Here is a 15359-nt window from a genome sequence, read left to right on the forward strand (position 1 = left end):
TATATTCACTGTGAAGTTATCTGGCACGGATGGAGGGACTCGAACCCCCAGCCGACGAATTTGGAGATCGTTGCTCTTCCAATTGAGCTACATCCGCGGGACAAGAAAAGGGGCCGCTCCGTGGCGATCATTTCGCCGGGAGCGGCCCCTGCTCAGGCCTTCTCGAATCGAGACCTCAGGGGCGGCTCCGGGTGTTCGCCTGTCGCAGCTGCGACAGCAGCGGCCAGGTCAGGCGCAGCTGCAACGTCGACAGCCGGGCGCCCGCACGCAATTGCCGGGCACCGGCGAGGGAGCGTAGTCCCTGGTCCTGAGTGCTGGTCATTGCGTTTGCCTTTCGTGGTCCGATTACGGGCTGCGATTACGTTCTGGATAACGCTAACACCGAAAGACGCGATGAGGAACCCATTTATTCCCCACCGGCGAGTTCTCGGCGTGCTTGGACGGTGTAGGTCAGTGGCAGCCGCTCCGGATGCTCGGTCAGCCGCCACTCGCCATTCGCATCCCGCCTCATCTGTCCGGGCAATGCCTCCCAGGGAACGCTGCGGTGCTCCACCAGTCCGGTGATGGTCAGGCCGTGGTCGAGCAGTGCGGTCACCACATCGCCGAGTCCGTGATTCCATTCGTGGGCCATGATCTGCGTGAATTCGGTCTCGGTCTCGACATAAGTTGTTCCAGACGAAAACACCATGGGCTCAGGCATTTCGAAGTAGGGATACCCGACAGTCGGTCGGTCGGTATGGGTTTCGTCCATCGCCGACAGCATCGGATGGCCCTCGCGCAGAAACAGCCGTCCGCCGGGTCGCAGCAGGTTTGCGACGGTTCGCGCCCAGCGATCGATACTCGGAATCCAGCACAGCGCACCGATTCCAGTGAATACCAGATCGAATTGTGCTGTGCCGAGCACGGATACCGCGTCATACACATCCGACTCGACGAATTCAGCAGGTGTGCTGGTCTTTTCGGCCAGCAGTCGCGCCTGGGCGAGCGATGCGGAGGAGAAGTCCAGTCCGGTCATCCGCGCCCCGAGTCGGGCGAGGGAGATGGTGTCGGTGCCGATGTGGCATTGCAGGTGCACGCCGCGCAGCCCGCGGATATCGCCGAGTAGCGGCAGATCGAACCGGACCACCTCGCTGAGGTATTCCGGATCCGCGAGGAACCGGGCCACGGCGTAGTCCGGCGATGCGGCATGCGCGGGGGCGCGCTCGTCCCACTTCGCCTTGTTCAGGATGCGGTAGTCGTCGGTCATGCCCGCGACTGTGGCACGGCGGCCGCCCGACCCGCATGTGAAATTATGGTCAGCAACTATCCCGCTAGCTCGGCAGAACGGACAAATCGGGCATGATTGCTGTCATGACATACCTTGCCGCCCCGGAGCCCGCATGCACGTAACCGCACTCGAGTGGACGCTGACGATCGCGGTGATCCTCGGCCTGTTCGTCTTCGACTTCTTCGCTCACGTTCGAACGCCACACGATCCGACCTTCAAAGAATCCGGCACCTGGTCGGCGATCTACATCGGCATCGCCCTCGCATTCGGCGGATTCGTCGCCTGGCGCTGGGATTCGACCTTCGCGGGGGAGTACTACGCGGGCTTCGTCACCGAGAAGGCGCTCTCGGTCGACAACTTGTTCATCTTCCTCATCATCATGTCGACATTCGCGGTGCCGCGGATCTACCAGCAGAAGGTGCTGCTCATCGGCATCGTGCTGGCGTTGGTCATGCGCGGAGTGTTCATCGCCGTCGGCGCGGCCGCGATCAGCGCGTTCAGCTGGGTGTTCTATCTGTTCGGACTGTTCCTGGTCTACACGGCCGTCAAGCTACTGCGGGAGAGCGGACACGAGGTCGAGCAGGAGGAGAAGCGCGACAGCCGGATCGTGACGCTGGCCAAAAGGGTGCTCCCGACCACCGACGTATACGACGGTGACAAGCTCGTCGCCCGGGTCGACGGGCGACGCGCGGTGACTCCATTGCTATTGGCGCTATTGGCGATCGGCTTCGCCGATCTGCTGTTCGCGCTGGACTCCATCCCCGCGATCTATGGTCTCACCGAGCAGCCCTATATCGTTTTCACCGCGAACGCCTTCGCGCTCATGGGCTTACGACAGCTGTTCTTCCTGATCGGCGGCCTGCTGGATCGGCTGGTCTACCTGTCCTACGGACTGTCGGCGATCCTGGCGTTCATCGGCGTCAAACTGGTGCTGCACGCATTGCACGAGAACACCTTGCCTTTCATCAACGGTGGTGAGCGCATCAAGGTACCGGAGATTTCGACACCGGTCTCGCTGGGTGTCATTCTCGGCATTCTGGTCATTGCGACGGTGGCGAGCCTGCTCAAAACCCGTGATGCGGGGCCCCGATCGCCCGCGGGCCGGATCGGCGACTAGAACACGCGGTGGTGGTCGGGCGCGATCTCGAAACCGTGTCCGTTTGCCTCGTTGCGGCAGGTGACCCCGGCGGGCTGGGCCAGGCAGGTGAAGCCGTACACGCTCAGGCTCGAGCCGACCGGCAGCACCGGTCCGCCGCTGGCTTGTCCGCCGGCCATCGGCGGTCCGTCGAAGAAGCCCCGGTTCACGCAGAGATAGCCGGCGCTATCGCCGACGGCGAGGACCGCCGCGCTCGGGTCGCTACTCCAACACGCCTGCATCTCCCGCGGTGCTGGACCCGTCACACCCTGACAGCCCACCGACCGTCTCGGCTGTCCGAACGGCTCATCGAGTAGGCCGCAGGCGATGGTGCGATCGGCGGTTCGGAAGTAGTAGCCGTTATCGGCGCGGTAGTCCCGCTCGTCGGCAATGCCGGAGTGCGGCACGGGGTGACCCGCGACGACGGGTTTTACCGGTTCGCTGGAATCGGTACCCAGCTCGGGCCATGAGCATGCGGTCAGCGAAAGGGCCGCAGCCGACATCGACGCGAAAATCGCGGCGGATATGCGCATATTGGGGAGTCTGCGGCCCCGGAGGTGGGTTCGCCGACAACCCGCATCGGTGTGTCGCCAAAAGTTTGCTGACCGCCGGGTGTCGAACCGTGACACGCGGCGGTCAGGCGGTTTCGTCAGGAAGCGAAGGTGCCCATCACCGGCAGCCACTGCACCGCGCGAACCGCATCGATCAGGTTCTCGCGAGCGAACGGATCCTGCGGCAGCAGTTCCTTGATCGCCGCCTCGTCCGCGACCTGGAACAGCAACAGCGCGCCGGATCCGTCCGCGTAAGGGCCGCTTGTGAGTAGCGAACCCGCCTCGACCAGGCCGTTCAGCCAGGCCCGGTGTTCGGGCCGGAAGGTGTCGCGAGCCTCGATGGTGGCATCGGAGTAGGTGTAGTGCACGGCGAAAATGGGCACGATCGATCCGTTCTGATCAGAGGTTGAGCAGCATTCGAGTATTGCCGAGGGTGTTCGGTTTCACATAGCTGAGGTCGAGGAATTCCGCGACACCGGGATCGAAGGTCCGGCACATCTCCGCGTACACCTCGGCGGTCACCGGCGTGCCGTCGATCTCGACGAATCCGTGCCTGCTGAAGAACTCCACCTCGAAGGTCAACACGAACAGCCGCCCCAACTCCAGTTCCCTGGCCACCGCGACCAGCCGTTCCACGATCAGCCGTCCGACCCCGTGTCCCTTGACGTCGGGATGCACCGCGACGGTGCGGACCTCGCCGAGATCGGCCCAGAGCACATGCAGCGCACCACAGCCGACCACCCGGCCGTCGAGTTCGGCCAGCCAGAATTCCTGCACCGCTTCATACAGTGTGACCAGGTTCTTTTCCAGCAGGATCCGACCGGCGTAGACATCGACCAGGCTCTTGATCTGGGGCACATCGGAGGTTCGGGCGCGGCGCACGATGGGGGCAGATTTGTTCGCGGCAGGTGCCGCGCCCGGATACGCGTCGCTAGTCGAACCACCTAGTGGTCCCCGAGAGGTCATGGGGTGCACAGTAGTCCGCCCGGTTACCGATACTCTGAACGTGTGCCGCACATCCACCCGCTCCGCTCACCGCATCGCGTCGGCATGCGTTGCAGCGGCGTCACGGGGGGTATAGCTCTGGTCGAGGCGGAGGCGAATCGGGAGCGTAGCGAGCGAATCGTGTCACAGCCGTTCACGCGTATGGCGCAGTCGAGCGCCAGCGAGGCGGAGGCCATTCGGGAGCGTAGCGAGCGAATCGTGTCACAGCCGTTCACGCGTATGGCGCAGTCGAGCGCCAGCGAGGCGGAGGCATGAGCGTGCAGCCAGAAGAGATCGATCGACGCTGGGGTGAGCCGGCGGTGCGCACCGGATTCGTGCCGACGCAGGCCGAACCCGTCGTTCCGCTGATGAATATCGCGAACGTGCTCACCATGCTGCGGATCGCGCTGGTTCCGCTGTTCGTGCTCGCGTTGTTCGCGGGCGGCGGACATCAGAGCGGCTGGCGGATCGCGGCCGCCGCGCTGTTCGGCATCGCCGCGATCACCGATCGCTTCGACGGACAACTGGCGCGCAAATACGGACTCGTCACCGATTTCGGCAAACTCGCCGATCCGATCGCGGATAAGGCGCTGATCGGTTCGGCGGTGATCGGACTGTCCATGCTCGGCGATCTGGCGTGGTGGATCACCCTGGTCATCTGTGGTCGTGAGATCGGGATCACGCTCTTGCGCTTGGCGGTGGTGCGGCGCGGGGTGATTCCGGCCGGTCGCGGCGGCAAATTGAAGACGCTGGTGCAGTCGGTCGCGATCGCCGTGCTGCTGTTGCCGCTGCACGGGGGACTGGCCACCGCGGGAATGACTTTGATGTATGTGGCCGTCGCGCTGACGGTCGGCACCGGGCTCGACTATCTGGGGCAGGCGGCGCGGGTGTGGCTCGCGGGAGGTCCGGGCCGGGCCCGCGGCGCATGACCGATCCGCTGACAACTGGAGCTCCGGTCGTCGAGTTGGTGCATGCGCTGAGCGCGGCCGGACAGACCGTGGCAACCGCGGAATCACTGACCGCTGGCCTGCTCGCGGCGACCATTGCCGGGGTGCCGGGGGCCAGTGCGGTGCTGCGCGGCGGACTGGTCGTCTACGCGACCGACCTCAAACACAGCCTGGCCGGTGTCGACGACGAAGTGCTGGCGACGGAGGGCCCGGTGGCCGCGAGTACCGCCGAACAGTTGGCGGTCGGGGCGCGTCTGCGCTGCGGCGCGGACTGGGGGATCGGGCTGACCGGTGTCGCCGGACCCGATTCCCAGGACGGGCATGCCGTCGGCACAGTCTTCCTCGGTCTGGCGGGTCCGGGGCATACCGAGGTCATGCGGTGGAAACTGCGCGGTGACCGGTGGGCGATCAGAATCGGCGCTACGCACAGCGCGGTTCGGGAGTTGCGTCGTATCGTGGGAGACGACCGCTGACGCTGGCGACATGCTGGCGGCATCGAGTTTGCCCCCGTGGGAACCAACCGACCCGCGTTCGACGTTGTGCCAGAAAGGACGGCGTGCGCAGCGCTGGCAGGCGCCCGCGGACCCGGTTACTGGGAGCTGAAGGAGAACGACATGACGCTGCTGCGAGAGGCAATCGGGGACAGTCTGCGGCGTGCTCGTCTCGCCCAGAGCCGGACCCTGCGTGAGGTCTCCACCTCGGCGCGCGTGAGCCTGGGGTATCTGTCGGAGGTAGAGCGGGGCCGCAAAGAGGCCTCCAGTGAACTGCTCGCCGCCATCTGCGCGGCCCTTGATGTGCCGCTGTCGCGGGTGCTCTGGGATGTGAGCACGATCATGGCCGGTGCCGACGGGCTGCCCGTCGAGGCGCCCGCGCAGACCGCCGACGCACCCGAGTCGGATCGGACCGCCGCGGCCGAGCCCGCCGCCGAGGCCGCGCCGGAACCTGCGACCGCCAGCATGTCGGCGGCCGGTGCCCGTACCAAGATCGCCGAGGACACCCGGATCGTCATTCCGGCCCCCAGGGCGGACATGCTGGTTCTGGTGAAGAGCAACTGATCAGACGACAAGAGGTGACGTCCGTGACCGGCGCTGCGGACCGGCGCCGAAAGCGGATAGATTCTGTAATAGGCGTCGGTTGGGCCGGGTTCGCCCGGCCCGGGTGCCAGATGGTGGAGGATAGGCACATATCGGGTGCGTGACGGTCGCGCACTACAGTCGCGGTAAAGCGCGGCGCATCTTATGGAGGCGGGATCAATCGATGGCTAATCCGTTCGTCAAGGCCTGGAAGTACATGATGGCCCTCTTCGATTCGAAGATCGAAGAGCATGCGGATCCGAAGGTCCAGATTCAGCAGGCTATCGAGGAAGCTCAGCGTCAGCATCAGGCCCTCTCGCAGCAGGCCGCATCGGTCATCGGCAACCAGCGTCAGCTGGAGATGAAGCTCAACCGTCAGCTCGACGATGTCGAAAAGCTCAATGCCAATGCGCGCCAAGCCGTTCTGCTGGCCGACCAGGCCGCGGCGGCGGGCGATACCGAGAAGGCGATCCAGTACACCAACGCCGCCGAGGCGTTCGCCGCACAGCTGGTCACCGCCGAGCAGTCCGTCGAGGACCTCAAGGTGCTGCACGACCAGTCGCTGCAGGCGGCCGCGCAGGCCAAGAAGGCGGTCGAGCAGAACGCGATGCTGCTGCAGCAGAAGGTCGCCGAGCGCACCAAACTGCTCAGCCAGCTGGAGCAGGCCAAGATGCAGGAGCAGGTCTCGGCATCGCTGCAGCGGATGGATTCGACGCTGTCCGCGCCCGGCACCACGCCGAGCCTGGATGCGGTGCGCGAGAAGATCGAGCGCCGCTACGCGAATGCGCTGGGCGCCGCCGAACTCGCGGGCAATTCGGTACAGGGCCGCATGCTCGAGGTGCAGCAGGCCAGCATCCAGATGGCCGGACACAGCAAGCTGGAGCAGATCCGCGCCTCGATGCGCGGCGATGCGCTGCCCGCGGGTGGTGCGCCCGCGCCCGCGATCAATCCGGGTGCCGCGCAGGTGAATCCGGCGCAGCCGCAGCCGCAGATGAACAAGGGCCAGACCGCGCAGCAGTAGCGGGCAATTTCCACAGAGATACAGCTCGGCGAGGACTGGTTCGGTGAAGGATATGGCACGGGTACCTGGCGGATCGGCCGTCGGTTTTGCTCGGGCCCTGCCCTGTCCGGACACCGCCGGTCGCGCTGAGCGGGTTCGCGCTCCTGGGAGGAACCGATGAACTCGCAGGGGCATAGCGAAAAGCTCAACCGCGGTCGTACCGGCCGCCGCCGTAGTGCGGCCATCGTGCGTGCGCAGTCGGCGCTGGCCCCGCAGCCCGGGAGCCTGCCCGACAGTCTGCGTGAGGTGGGTGAGCACGCGCTGGTCGCGGTGCGGCGCTGGGCGGACCCGCGGGAGCGGGAGTTGCGCAAGCGCCGCCGGGCCCGTCGACGCAGTTTCCAACTCGGCACCGTTGGCGGTCTCACGACGGCGGGAACCGTTGGGCTCATGGTGATTTCGGCTCCGGTGTGGGCCGTGGTGGTGGTCGGCGGGGGAGCAGTGGCATTGGTCACCGGTACCGCACTGAGCGCTCGCCGCTATCTTCAGTTGCGCAGCGCCCCACTGCCGCAGGCGACCTTCGTACCGCGCAAGCAGCCGCCGCCGTGGTCATCGGCACGCGGGCCGATCGCCCGCCTGGTTCGCGCGGAGAAGGCGCTGCACGGCCTCGGGACCCAGATCGCCCGCTCGAACCGGCTGCCCGAGGACGAACTCGCCGACATGCTCGAAACCGCGGCATCGGGTGCGGCAGCGCTGCACGCGCTGGCCGCCGACATCACCGCGATGGAGCAGGCGCTCGGCGCTATGGGGCGCACCAAATCCGTTGCGGCCGTTGGTCTTACCGAGAATATTCAATTCACGCTCGGTCGCCTCGACAGCGGTGCCACCGAATACGAACAGGTTGTCGCGGCCGCCGGACGCATTCTTGCGGTCCCCGAAAGCGCTGTCCTGCGACACAATTTCGATGCCATTGTGGCGGATCTGCGGGATGCCGCCGACCGGTTGGACGGCTGGGCGCAGGCGCTCACCGAGGTGGCCGATCAGCACGCGCCAACTCTTCCGCAGCAGGGGAGTTAGTCGGCTATTTCGTTGCCGTGCAACGTGGGCAGTGATTCGGGCGATGCATCGAGGGCATCGATATTTGTCGAGAGCTGTGCGGGGAGCCGACGATTTCGGGGCGGCATTCCATGGTGGGCCAGTGCGGACCGGTCCGGCGGTCCGGCGGAGTCGCGGCAATCTGGCCGCGAGCAGACCTGTGCGCACCTCGTGTCGGTGCCGAACCGTCGGCGCGGCCAGTAGCGGTGTGGTAACTCCAGTCCTACCGCGAGCCCCTCTGCAAACCAGGAAATCCGTTCTGGCCCTGACAGTTCAGATTGTCGAACGCAGCGATACCGCTACCGGATTCGAGGTCCTGCCGCGCCGGTGGGTGGTAGAGCGGTCGTTCGGCTGGCTGGCCAAACTGGATATGGCGTAGCCGCAGGTAATCAGGGTGGCGAGGCTACGGGTTCGCCCTATTGAGGTGCCGGTAGCTGGTGGGGCGGGTAACGCCGAATTCGGCGGTGATCTGATCGGGCAACGTGTGGTAGGCGTCGGCGGTCACCAAGATCAGCTGCGACCAGCCCAGCCGGTGGGGAGCATCGGTTCGTATTCTGCGCGAAGGGAATTGAACTTCGGCCAGTACATGTCGGGCGGGCATGCTGCGAGCCTGGCTCGCAGGATGTCCAGGTGGGTGTGCCAGCCTGCGGCGATATTGAGCATCTCGCCGCGCGTCGGCAACCTGCGGTGGATGACCGTCAGGCAGACCTTGTCGCCGGCCTGCTCGAGCGCGAAGGTCACTTCAGAGTCGGCGAGGCCGCCGCCGGTGCTCCAGGTGTGGCGGAGCAGGTGCGGGGGATCCCATTCGAGCACCTCGCCGTGCTTGCGGTCGGCCACCTCGGCTGGATCGCCCTCGCCGGTGAGTTCGTGGATCCGGAACACGTGTTGGATCCGGCCGCCGGTGGCCTGTTCGAGCAGCCCGCCGGCCAGCCAGGTCGCGCGCTTGTCGATGTCGGTCAGGTATGCCCAGACTCGTTCGATCGGTCCGGGCAGCAGCCGTTCGATGCGGACTGTGCCCGGTTCGACGACCTCGCCGTATTCACTCATCTCGATCCTCCTGCAGCAGTGCGGTTTCCAGAGCGTCCAGGCTCTGGTTCCAGAAGCGTTCGTAGAAGTCCATCCATTCGGCGCAATCTCGGAGCGGGCGCGGATCGAGTCGGCACAGGTGCGTGCGCCCGTGCACGGTGCGCCGCACCAGCCCGGCCCGCTCGAGCACCTTGATGTGCTTCGACGCGGCCGCGAGCGAGATGTCGAACGGCGCCGCCAACTCGCCGACGCTGCATTGGCGGCGCGCCAGGGTGTGCAGCATCGAGCGGCGCGTGGAGTCCGACAGCGCATGGAACACCACGTCGAGCTGTTCCGAAGAATCCTCAACCACATGGTTGACTATCCCGTCTTTCGAGCTTATTGTCAACCCATCGGTTGAATGTTGCAGCCGATTCATCTACCCCTTCAGGGAGAAACCCATGACCGTGCAGAGCTTCACGACGACGTTCGCCGTGGACCAGACCCCCGAAACCGTCTTCAACGCCGTGCTCGACGTCCCCGGTTGGTGGTCGAAGGCACTTGTCGGACGCAGCGAAAAGCCCGGAGACGTCTTCACTTACGAGGTTCCGGGCGTGCACCGATCCACCATCGAGGTCACCGAGGTGGTCCCCCACGACCACGTCGTCTGGCGCGTCCTCGACGCCCAGATCACTCTCGTCGACGACCAAACCGAATGGAACAACACCGAAATCCGCTTCGAGATCACTCGATCCACCGACACCACCGAACTCCACTTCACCCACGTCGGGCTCACCCCCGAATTCGAATGCTTCGAAGCCTGCCGCAAAGGCTGGACCTTCTACATTGACAAGAGCCTCCACGACTTGATCGCCACCGGCACCGGTCAACCCGACGAAGACCCCCAAGCCCTCGCCCTCTCGAAGGAGAAGATCACGAACCTCACCGGCGGAATCATCGTCGACTGAATCGACTCTCGAGTTTCCATGCGAAGCAACACCATTTCTGGATAAGTCACGAAAGGGATCGTCAACATGGCGAAAATCGCAGGCAGCGCGGTGCTGATCACCGGAGGTAATCGCGGTATCGGGCGCGCTCTGGTCGAGGAGGCTCTGAAAAGGGATGCGCGACGCGTCTACGTGGGGACGCGGAAGCTCTTCACGCACACCGACGAGCGTGTCACACCACTGACTCTGGATGTGACCGACCGGACGGGGATTCAGCAGGCGGTCGGCGCGATCGAATCACTAGATATCCTGATCAACAACGCTGGCGTCACTACCTACGATGATCTCAGCGATCAGTCCGTCCTCGAACAGCAGCTCGCGGTCAACCTCTTCGGCCTCCTCGCCGTGACTCAGGCCTTGCTGCCTGCGCTGACCCGCGCTGGCGGAGCAATCGTCAACACGCTGTCATTGGCGAGCCTCGCCCCTCCGCCGTTCAGTCCGTCCTACGCGATTTCCAAGGCCGCTGCATTCTCTGCGACCCAAGCTCTGCGGACGCGCCTGGCCGGAGAAGGCATCACCGTCCACGGCGTCCTGCCCGGGCCCGTCGCAACCGACATGAACGCGAACCTCGACATTCCGATTCCGATGGCATCTCCAGAGTCTGTCGCGCACGCGATCTTCGACGGGGTCGAGGCCGGTGACGAGGACATCTTCCCCGACCCGGTGTCGGCAGAGCTGGCCGATGCCTGGCGCAAGGGCGTGACAAAAGGACTCGAGCAGCAATTCGCCACCCTGCCCCAGAGCATGTAACCACCTCGGCAGCCGGCGGGAGTAACCCCGCCGGCTGGGCCGGGAACGGTCTCGGCACACCTGGAAAGACGCGTTCCCGCCCCGAAAAACGCTGTCGGCGGCAGCCTTTGGTGATATCCGCAACCAATTGCGATCACGACCGGAGCCTAATCATGAACCAACAGCAGACGATTGCGGTCGAGCGCACGCCACAGCAGAAACGTGCCGCCCTGCGCCGCCACCTCGTACGCCAGCTGATCGTGGAACTGGTACTTCCGCTCGGCGGCTACCGTCCTCGGCGCCCTGATCGCGTTCCAGAACTTCTACGTCACCAAGCACGGACTCAAAGTCTGAGCCACCGCTCGCGTTGCCTGTGCTGAACGCGAGCGGCCCGCTGCACTCTCGACGTTTACCTGATCGCTGCTGAACTGTTGTGGCACCGGCCTTTTCAGGATCGGATGGTGTGTTCCGCGACTGTCCAGGCGCGGGCCTGGTCGCTGATGGTTACACCGAGGCCCGGGCGGGATGACAGGTGCATGCGGCCGTCGGCGATCTCGAGGCGTTCATTGAACAGTGGATCGAACCATTCGAAATGCTCCACCCAGGGTTCGCGCGGGTAGGCGGCGGCGAGGTGGACGTGCACCTCCATGACGAAATGTGGTGCGAGTTGCAGATGTTCGCGGTCGGCCATTGCCATGATCTCGAGGAATCGGGTGATGCCGCCGACGCGGGGCGCGTCCGGCTGCACGATATCGATTCCGGCGCGGATCAGTTGGGCATGCTCGGCGACGCTGGTGAGCATTTCGCCGGTGGCGATCGAGGTGTCGAAGGTAGTCGCGAGTTGGGCGTGGCCGTCGAAATCGTAGGCGTCGAGCGGTTCTTCGATCCATACCAGGCGCAGCGGATCGAAGGCGCGGCACATGCGGCGTGCGGTGCTGCGATCCCACTGCTGATTGACATCGACCATCAGCGGCACCCGATCACCGATCTTCTCCCGCACCGCCGTGACCCGGACCAGGTCGACCGCATTGTCGGGGTGTCCGACCTTGATTTTGATACCGCCGATGCCGCGGTCGAGCGATTCGGTCGCGCGGTCGAGGACGTCTTCGATCGGTGCGTGCAGGAAGCCGCCGGAGGTGTTGTAGCAACGCACCGAATCGCGATGTGCGCCGAGCAGTTTCGCCAGTGGCAGTCCGGCCCGCTTGGCCTTCAGATCCCACAGCGCAATATCGAAGGCGGCGATCGCCTGCACGGATAGTCCGCTGCGGCCGACCGAGGCTCCGGCCCACATGAGTTTGTCCCAGATCTTGGCGATATCGCTGGGGTCCTCGCCGAGTAGCGCCGGGGCCACCTCGCGGGCGTGGGCGAATTGACCCGGTCCGCCCGCGCGTTTGGAGTAGCTGATGCCGATGCTTCCCAGGCCTGCCTCGGTGGTGATCTCCGCGAACAGCACCGCGACTTCGGTCATCGGTTTCTGCCTGCCGGTCAGGACCTTGGCATCACTGATCCCGGTGGGCAATGGCAACGTGACCGAGGAAATCCTGACGCTGTCGATCCGGTCGAGAACGGGTGAATCAGTTGTGGTCATGCTGCTTCCTGGAGGTCGCCGCACAGACCCGGGTCACGTGCTCGATGATTCCCTCCGGCGCGGCCTCAACCAGATACGGCGGCAGCAGCAGGATGCCGTCCGCCCCCGCCGCTTCGGCCGCCCGCGCCTGTTCGATCGCCATTCTGGTGCCCGCGGTCGCCGGTGCGATCACCGGAACCCATCCGGCCGTCTCGACCACCGCCGCCCGCACGACGCGGTCGATCTCCGCGCTGGTCAAGACGAAGCCTTCGCCCGTGCCACCCGCCGCGCGAATATGCCCGCGACATCGTATTCGGACAGCCATCCGACATGATCCCGGTAGGCCCGCTCGTCGAACTCGAGTTCGTCGTCGAAATGGGTGACCGGGAAGGAGAGCAGCCCGCGGCCGAGCGCGGGTCTCAATTCCTCGGCGGATAGCTGTGACACGAATGTCCTCCTGACAATGAATATTTGCGACCTGATCCGGAGATTAGGTCGCGGTCCTGATGCGGTCCAACACTGTTTGGAAATCGACTGATACTCCAAAGGCATCGGAGTGCGACTGCTTCGATATGCCTTGAGTGCCACCACCTTCCAGGACGCCTGCGAACAGCTCGGCACTTCCGGCCCCGGAACCGCCGGAGCCCGGCCTCCCCCTCCAACTCGGCCCGCCGGTACCCGGCCCACAGCCACCATCGATACCCGCGGTGCCGGTCGTCCCGTCGGAATTCACCGCCGCCGCACCGGCGCCCGCGATCGTGCCGGAAGTGCCGATCGTCGCCGCGCCACGCCGGCCACCGGACACGGTGGTCGAATCCACCCCGGATCCGATTGCCTGGAACCTGCTGGAGCTGGTGACGGTCATGGTGGTCACGGTGCTGACCGTCGTGCGCCGGATCTCGGTCGGCCGCCATGCCAAGCGGGCCGAGTGACCAGCGGCGGCAGTGTTATTCGGACTTCGACGAATCGCGCTGCTCGGCGATGCGGCGCCGGATCTCATCCCACGACATCGGCAATTCGTCGACGGGCGCGGTGAAGAAGACGAAGGTGGCCTCGCGCATGACCTTTCGCTTGCGCTGCACGGTCGACTTATGCGGTTCGGTGCCCGCGTAGGCATAGATCGCCGCTTTATCGGTCCAGGCGGAGTAGGTCCAGAAGGTGCCCTTCCACATTTCCGCCTTCAAAGCGACACCGAGCGCGCCGGGGGAGCGACGGGCCTGACGCCACAGTGTCAGTGAAGCCAGCAGGAATGCCGGTGCGTGCCAAACGGACTTGACCTCGAGGCGGGAGGCCATGCACTGCGCCTCGGGTGCGGTGGGGGCATTGACGGTCATCCACGGAAGGGTGGGCATGGGCTGCTCTTTCGACTGAAGCGACGGGCTGGTCGCGCCTGGGCGGCGACTGCGCTCAAATGTTCCACATTCTGGCGCATCTTGTCAATGACAAGATTGTCGAACTGCCCTCAGGGTTAACCCTGATCTTCACCAGGATATCGGTGCTGAGCTGGTGATTTATCGCTTTCGGGCTGTCAGCATGGAGAGGTCGGATCGTCGGATGGCGGTTCGCCCGAGACCTTCTGGAGGCTGGCATGTTGTGGAAAATCATCGGTGTCGTAGCGGTCGTCTGGATCGCGCTCGCCATCATCGGTGCGTTGATCAAGGGGCTGTTTCCGATCCTGGTGATCAGCGCGGTCGTCTTCGGGCTTTACCTGCTGTACAAGGCGGTTTCAGGCTCGGACAACTCCACCGTGAGCAAGCTGTAGCGTCCGCCGGAGCAAAGCCGCACGCCCGCCGGGACTTACGGGTGGCGCGGTGTCGAGAGGTAGGCCGGGCGCCGTCCGATGCGGGCGGCGCCCGGCCTATCCGCGTTTCGGGTGGTGGCGCGGTATGAGTTGGGGCGTCTGCTTGAATGATTCGCGTGGAGCAGCTTCCCGAAGACTGGCAGCGTGGCCTCGTGATCGTGGCCCACCCCGACGATATCGAATACGGCGCGGCGGCCGCCGTCGCGCGTTGGACGGGGCAGGGCAAGGACATTCGCTACGTTCTGGTCACCTCCGGTGAGGCCGGGATCGCGGGCGTGCCCCCCGCCGAGGCCGGACCCCTGCGCGAGGCCGAGGAGATCGCCGCCGCCAAGGTGGTCGGCGTACGCGAGGTGGAATTCCTCGGCTATCCGGACGGCCGTGTCGAGGAATCCCTGGCCCTGCGTCGCGATCTGGCCGCCGCGATCCGGCGCCATCAACCGGAGTTGGTGGTGCTGTTCAACTTCGGTGACACCTGGGCGCCCGGCTACGCCAATAGTGCCGACCATCGCGCCGTCGGCCGCGCCGCACTCGATGCGATCTCCGATGCGGGCAACGAGTGGATCTTTCCCGAACTCACCGAAACCCCGTGGTCGGCCCGCTTGGCCGCCGTGGTCGGCTCCAATGGCACGCATGCCGTCGATGTCACCGGCACCCTCGAACAGGCCGCTGCCTCACTGGCCGAACACCGCCGCTACCTCGAGGTGCTCAGCCCCGAGCCGGTCGCCGACCAGGTCCGTGCGGTGATCGATATGGCAACCGCGCCGAAGCCGGGCTTCCCCGCCGCCCGTGCCGTCTGCTTCGAGCTCTACTACTTCGGCTGATCGGCTCCCTGTGACCGAAGTCAATGTCGGATCCGCTGCGCTAATATGTGGCGGTTATCACGTTTCCCAGCGGTGACCAGCCCGGTCGTTGGGTGGGCAGCCCGATGAATTGCGTTGCTGGGTGTCAGCTGGTTGTCTGCCGTGGTGGTGAGAATACCGATATGTGGGCGTACCGATCGGTCAGCGGAGATCGCGTTGAAACTGGAGTGCGACAGGGGGTTTGCACCCCAGTGTCACGATAGCTAGATTGCATGACTTATGGGTGGTGTCGTCCCGCGCCGGGACGGCTATCGCGATTCGTTCGGGTGCGCTCCCCTCGTTGGAGATATTCGATCGTATGATGACGGGCTCCGCCTGTGGCGATCAATCGTCGGTTCGTG

22 protein-coding genes, 1 tRNA gene and 1 pseudogene are annotated in these 15359 nt (G+C 65.1%); 12 read left to right on the plus strand and 12 right to left on the minus strand.

Going from position 1 to position 15359, the window contains the following annotated elements; genetic code table 11:
- Positions 1 to 21: 21 nt before the first annotated feature.
- The 3 genes from ABZW16_RS11285 to ABZW16_RS11295 all read right to left on the minus strand — a co-directional run bounded on the left by ABZW16_RS11285 (position 22) and on the right by ABZW16_RS11295 (position 1246).
- A tRNA-Trp gene (locus ABZW16_RS11285) sits at positions 22 to 97 on the minus strand.
- A gap of 78 nt (positions 98 to 175) precedes the next feature.
- Positions 176 to 322: a hypothetical protein gene (locus ABZW16_RS11290; RefSeq protein WP_354954681.1), complete on the minus strand. Its 147-nt coding sequence runs from the start codon at positions 320 to 322 to the stop codon at positions 176 to 178.
- 84 nt (positions 323 to 406) lie between these two features.
- Positions 407 to 1246 carry a class I SAM-dependent methyltransferase gene (locus ABZW16_RS11295; protein WP_354954683.1) on the minus strand — a complete coding sequence of 280 codons (840 nt, stop codon included), beginning with the start codon at positions 1244 to 1246 and terminating at the stop codon, positions 407 to 409.
- 133 nt (positions 1247 to 1379) lie between these two features.
- Between ABZW16_RS11295 and ABZW16_RS11300 the strand changes: the two genes are divergently transcribed.
- Positions 1380 to 2384, plus strand: coding sequence for a TerC family protein (locus ABZW16_RS11300; protein ID WP_354954685.1), 1005 nt, complete (start codon positions 1380 to 1382; stop codon positions 2382 to 2384).
- On the opposite strand, the gene ABZW16_RS11305 is transcribed toward ABZW16_RS11300, so the two are convergent.
- The 3 genes from ABZW16_RS11305 to ABZW16_RS11315 all read right to left on the minus strand — a co-directional run bounded on the left by ABZW16_RS11305 (position 2381) and on the right by ABZW16_RS11315 (position 3919).
- Complete coding sequence (locus tag ABZW16_RS11305) at positions 2381 to 2935, minus strand: hypothetical protein (RefSeq protein ID WP_354954687.1); 555 nt, start codon at positions 2933 to 2935, stop codon at positions 2381 to 2383. The genes ABZW16_RS11300 and ABZW16_RS11305 overlap by 4 nt on opposite strands.
- A gap of 116 nt (positions 2936 to 3051) precedes the next feature.
- A complete protein-coding gene (locus ABZW16_RS11310) occupies positions 3052 to 3336 on the minus strand; it encodes a YciI family protein (RefSeq protein ID WP_354954689.1) in 285 nt (94 codons plus the stop codon).
- A gap of 16 nt (positions 3337 to 3352) precedes the next feature.
- The gene (locus tag ABZW16_RS11315; RefSeq protein ID WP_354954691.1) at positions 3353 to 3919 is read right to left on the minus strand and encodes an amino-acid N-acetyltransferase; all 567 of its coding nucleotides are present in this window, start codon (positions 3917 to 3919) and stop codon (positions 3353 to 3355) included.
- A 290-nt stretch (positions 3920 to 4209) separates the two neighbouring features.
- Here ABZW16_RS11315 and pgsA point away from each other — a divergent pair, with 290 nt between their 5' ends.
- The 6 genes and pseudogenes from pgsA to ABZW16_RS11345 form a co-directional block, all read left to right on the plus strand.
- Positions 4210 to 4866 carry a CDP-diacylglycerol--glycerol-3-phosphate 3-phosphatidyltransferase gene (pgsA, locus tag ABZW16_RS11320; RefSeq protein ID WP_354954693.1) on the plus strand — a complete coding sequence of 219 codons (657 nt, stop codon included), beginning with the start codon at positions 4210 to 4212 and terminating at the stop codon, positions 4864 to 4866.
- The gene (locus ABZW16_RS11325; RefSeq protein WP_354954695.1) at positions 4863 to 5357 is read left to right on the plus strand and encodes a CinA family protein; all 495 of its coding nucleotides are present in this window, start codon (positions 4863 to 4865) and stop codon (positions 5355 to 5357) included. Before pgsA ends, ABZW16_RS11325 begins: the two co-directional genes overlap by 4 nt.
- Before the next feature lie 141 nt (positions 5358 to 5498).
- Positions 5499 to 5939 carry a helix-turn-helix transcriptional regulator gene (locus ABZW16_RS11330; RefSeq protein ID WP_354954697.1) on the plus strand — a complete coding sequence of 147 codons (441 nt, stop codon included), beginning with the start codon at positions 5499 to 5501 and terminating at the stop codon, positions 5937 to 5939.
- 202 nt (positions 5940 to 6141) lie between these two features.
- Positions 6142 to 6978, plus strand: coding sequence for a PspA/IM30 family protein (locus ABZW16_RS11335; protein WP_354954698.1), 837 nt, complete (start codon positions 6142 to 6144; stop codon positions 6976 to 6978).
- 156 nt (positions 6979 to 7134) lie between these two features.
- Positions 7135 to 8031: a hypothetical protein gene (locus ABZW16_RS11340; RefSeq protein WP_354954700.1), complete on the plus strand. Its 897-nt coding sequence runs from the start codon at positions 7135 to 7137 to the stop codon at positions 8029 to 8031.
- Between the two features lie 286 nt (positions 8032 to 8317).
- Positions 8318 to 8413 (plus strand): annotated as a pseudogene (locus ABZW16_RS11345) (transposase); the annotation flags it as partial.
- A gap of 146 nt (positions 8414 to 8559) precedes the next feature.
- Here ABZW16_RS11345 and ABZW16_RS11350 read toward each other — a convergent pair.
- Complete coding sequence (locus ABZW16_RS11350; RefSeq protein WP_354954702.1) at positions 8560 to 9096, minus strand: SRPBCC family protein; 537 nt, start codon at positions 9094 to 9096, stop codon at positions 8560 to 8562.
- Complete coding sequence (locus tag ABZW16_RS11355) at positions 9089 to 9493, minus strand: metalloregulator ArsR/SmtB family transcription factor (protein ID WP_354954704.1); 405 nt, start codon at positions 9491 to 9493, stop codon at positions 9089 to 9091. The genes ABZW16_RS11350 and ABZW16_RS11355 overlap by 8 nt, the downstream gene beginning before the upstream one ends.
- Before the next feature lie 22 nt (positions 9494 to 9515).
- On the opposite strand from ABZW16_RS11355, the gene ABZW16_RS11360 reads away from it, so the two are divergent.
- Both ABZW16_RS11360 and ABZW16_RS11365 read left to right on the plus strand, forming a co-directional pair.
- The gene (locus ABZW16_RS11360; protein ID WP_354954706.1) at positions 9516 to 10022 is read left to right on the plus strand and encodes an SRPBCC domain-containing protein; all 507 of its coding nucleotides are present in this window, start codon (positions 9516 to 9518) and stop codon (positions 10020 to 10022) included.
- A 66-nt stretch (positions 10023 to 10088) separates the two neighbouring features.
- Entirely contained in the window at positions 10089 to 10811 is a 723-nt protein-coding gene (locus ABZW16_RS11365; protein WP_354954708.1) for an SDR family NAD(P)-dependent oxidoreductase, read from the plus strand.
- Positions 10812 to 11238: 427 nt separating this feature from the next.
- Here the strand turns inward: ABZW16_RS11365 and ABZW16_RS11370 are convergent, their stop codons facing one another.
- Genes ABZW16_RS11370 through ABZW16_RS11380 form a run of 3 tightly spaced genes read right to left on the minus strand, consistent with a single transcriptional unit; the run spans position 11239 to position 12804 of the window.
- Positions 11239 to 12378, minus strand: a complete 1140-nt coding sequence (locus tag ABZW16_RS11370; protein ID WP_354954710.1) for a mandelate racemase/muconate lactonizing enzyme family protein — start codon at positions 12376 to 12378, stop codon at positions 11239 to 11241.
- Positions 12365 to 12616, minus strand: a complete 252-nt coding sequence (locus tag ABZW16_RS11375; protein WP_354954712.1) for a dihydrodipicolinate synthase family protein — start codon at positions 12614 to 12616, stop codon at positions 12365 to 12367. The genes ABZW16_RS11370 and ABZW16_RS11375 overlap by 14 nt, the downstream gene beginning before the upstream one ends.
- A complete protein-coding gene (locus ABZW16_RS11380) occupies positions 12613 to 12804 on the minus strand; it encodes a hypothetical protein (RefSeq protein ID WP_354954714.1) in 192 nt (63 codons plus the stop codon). Before ABZW16_RS11380 ends, ABZW16_RS11375 begins: the two co-directional genes overlap by 4 nt.
- A gap of 260 nt (positions 12805 to 13064) precedes the next feature.
- Between ABZW16_RS11380 and ABZW16_RS11385 the strand changes: the two genes are divergently transcribed.
- Positions 13065 to 13289, plus strand: coding sequence for a hypothetical protein (locus ABZW16_RS11385; protein WP_354954716.1), 225 nt, complete (start codon positions 13065 to 13067; stop codon positions 13287 to 13289).
- Between the two features lie 15 nt (positions 13290 to 13304).
- Here the strand turns inward: ABZW16_RS11385 and ABZW16_RS11390 are convergent, their stop codons facing one another.
- Positions 13305 to 13709: a hypothetical protein gene (locus ABZW16_RS11390; protein WP_354954718.1), complete on the minus strand. Its 405-nt coding sequence runs from the start codon at positions 13707 to 13709 to the stop codon at positions 13305 to 13307.
- A gap of 236 nt (positions 13710 to 13945) precedes the next feature.
- Here ABZW16_RS11390 and ABZW16_RS11395 point away from each other — a divergent pair, with 236 nt between their 5' ends.
- Complete coding sequence (locus ABZW16_RS11395; protein WP_169810825.1) at positions 13946 to 14119, plus strand: hypothetical protein; 174 nt, start codon at positions 13946 to 13948, stop codon at positions 14117 to 14119.
- Positions 14120 to 14274: 155 nt separating this feature from the next.
- A complete protein-coding gene (locus ABZW16_RS11400) occupies positions 14275 to 14979 on the plus strand; it encodes a PIG-L deacetylase family protein (RefSeq protein WP_354954720.1) in 705 nt (234 codons plus the stop codon).
- Positions 14980 to 15359 lie beyond the last annotated feature (380 nt).

The organism is Nocardia sp. NPDC004604 (genome assembly GCF_040609795.1).
Lineage (GTDB): Bacteria > Actinomycetota > Actinomycetes > Mycobacteriales > Mycobacteriaceae > Nocardia.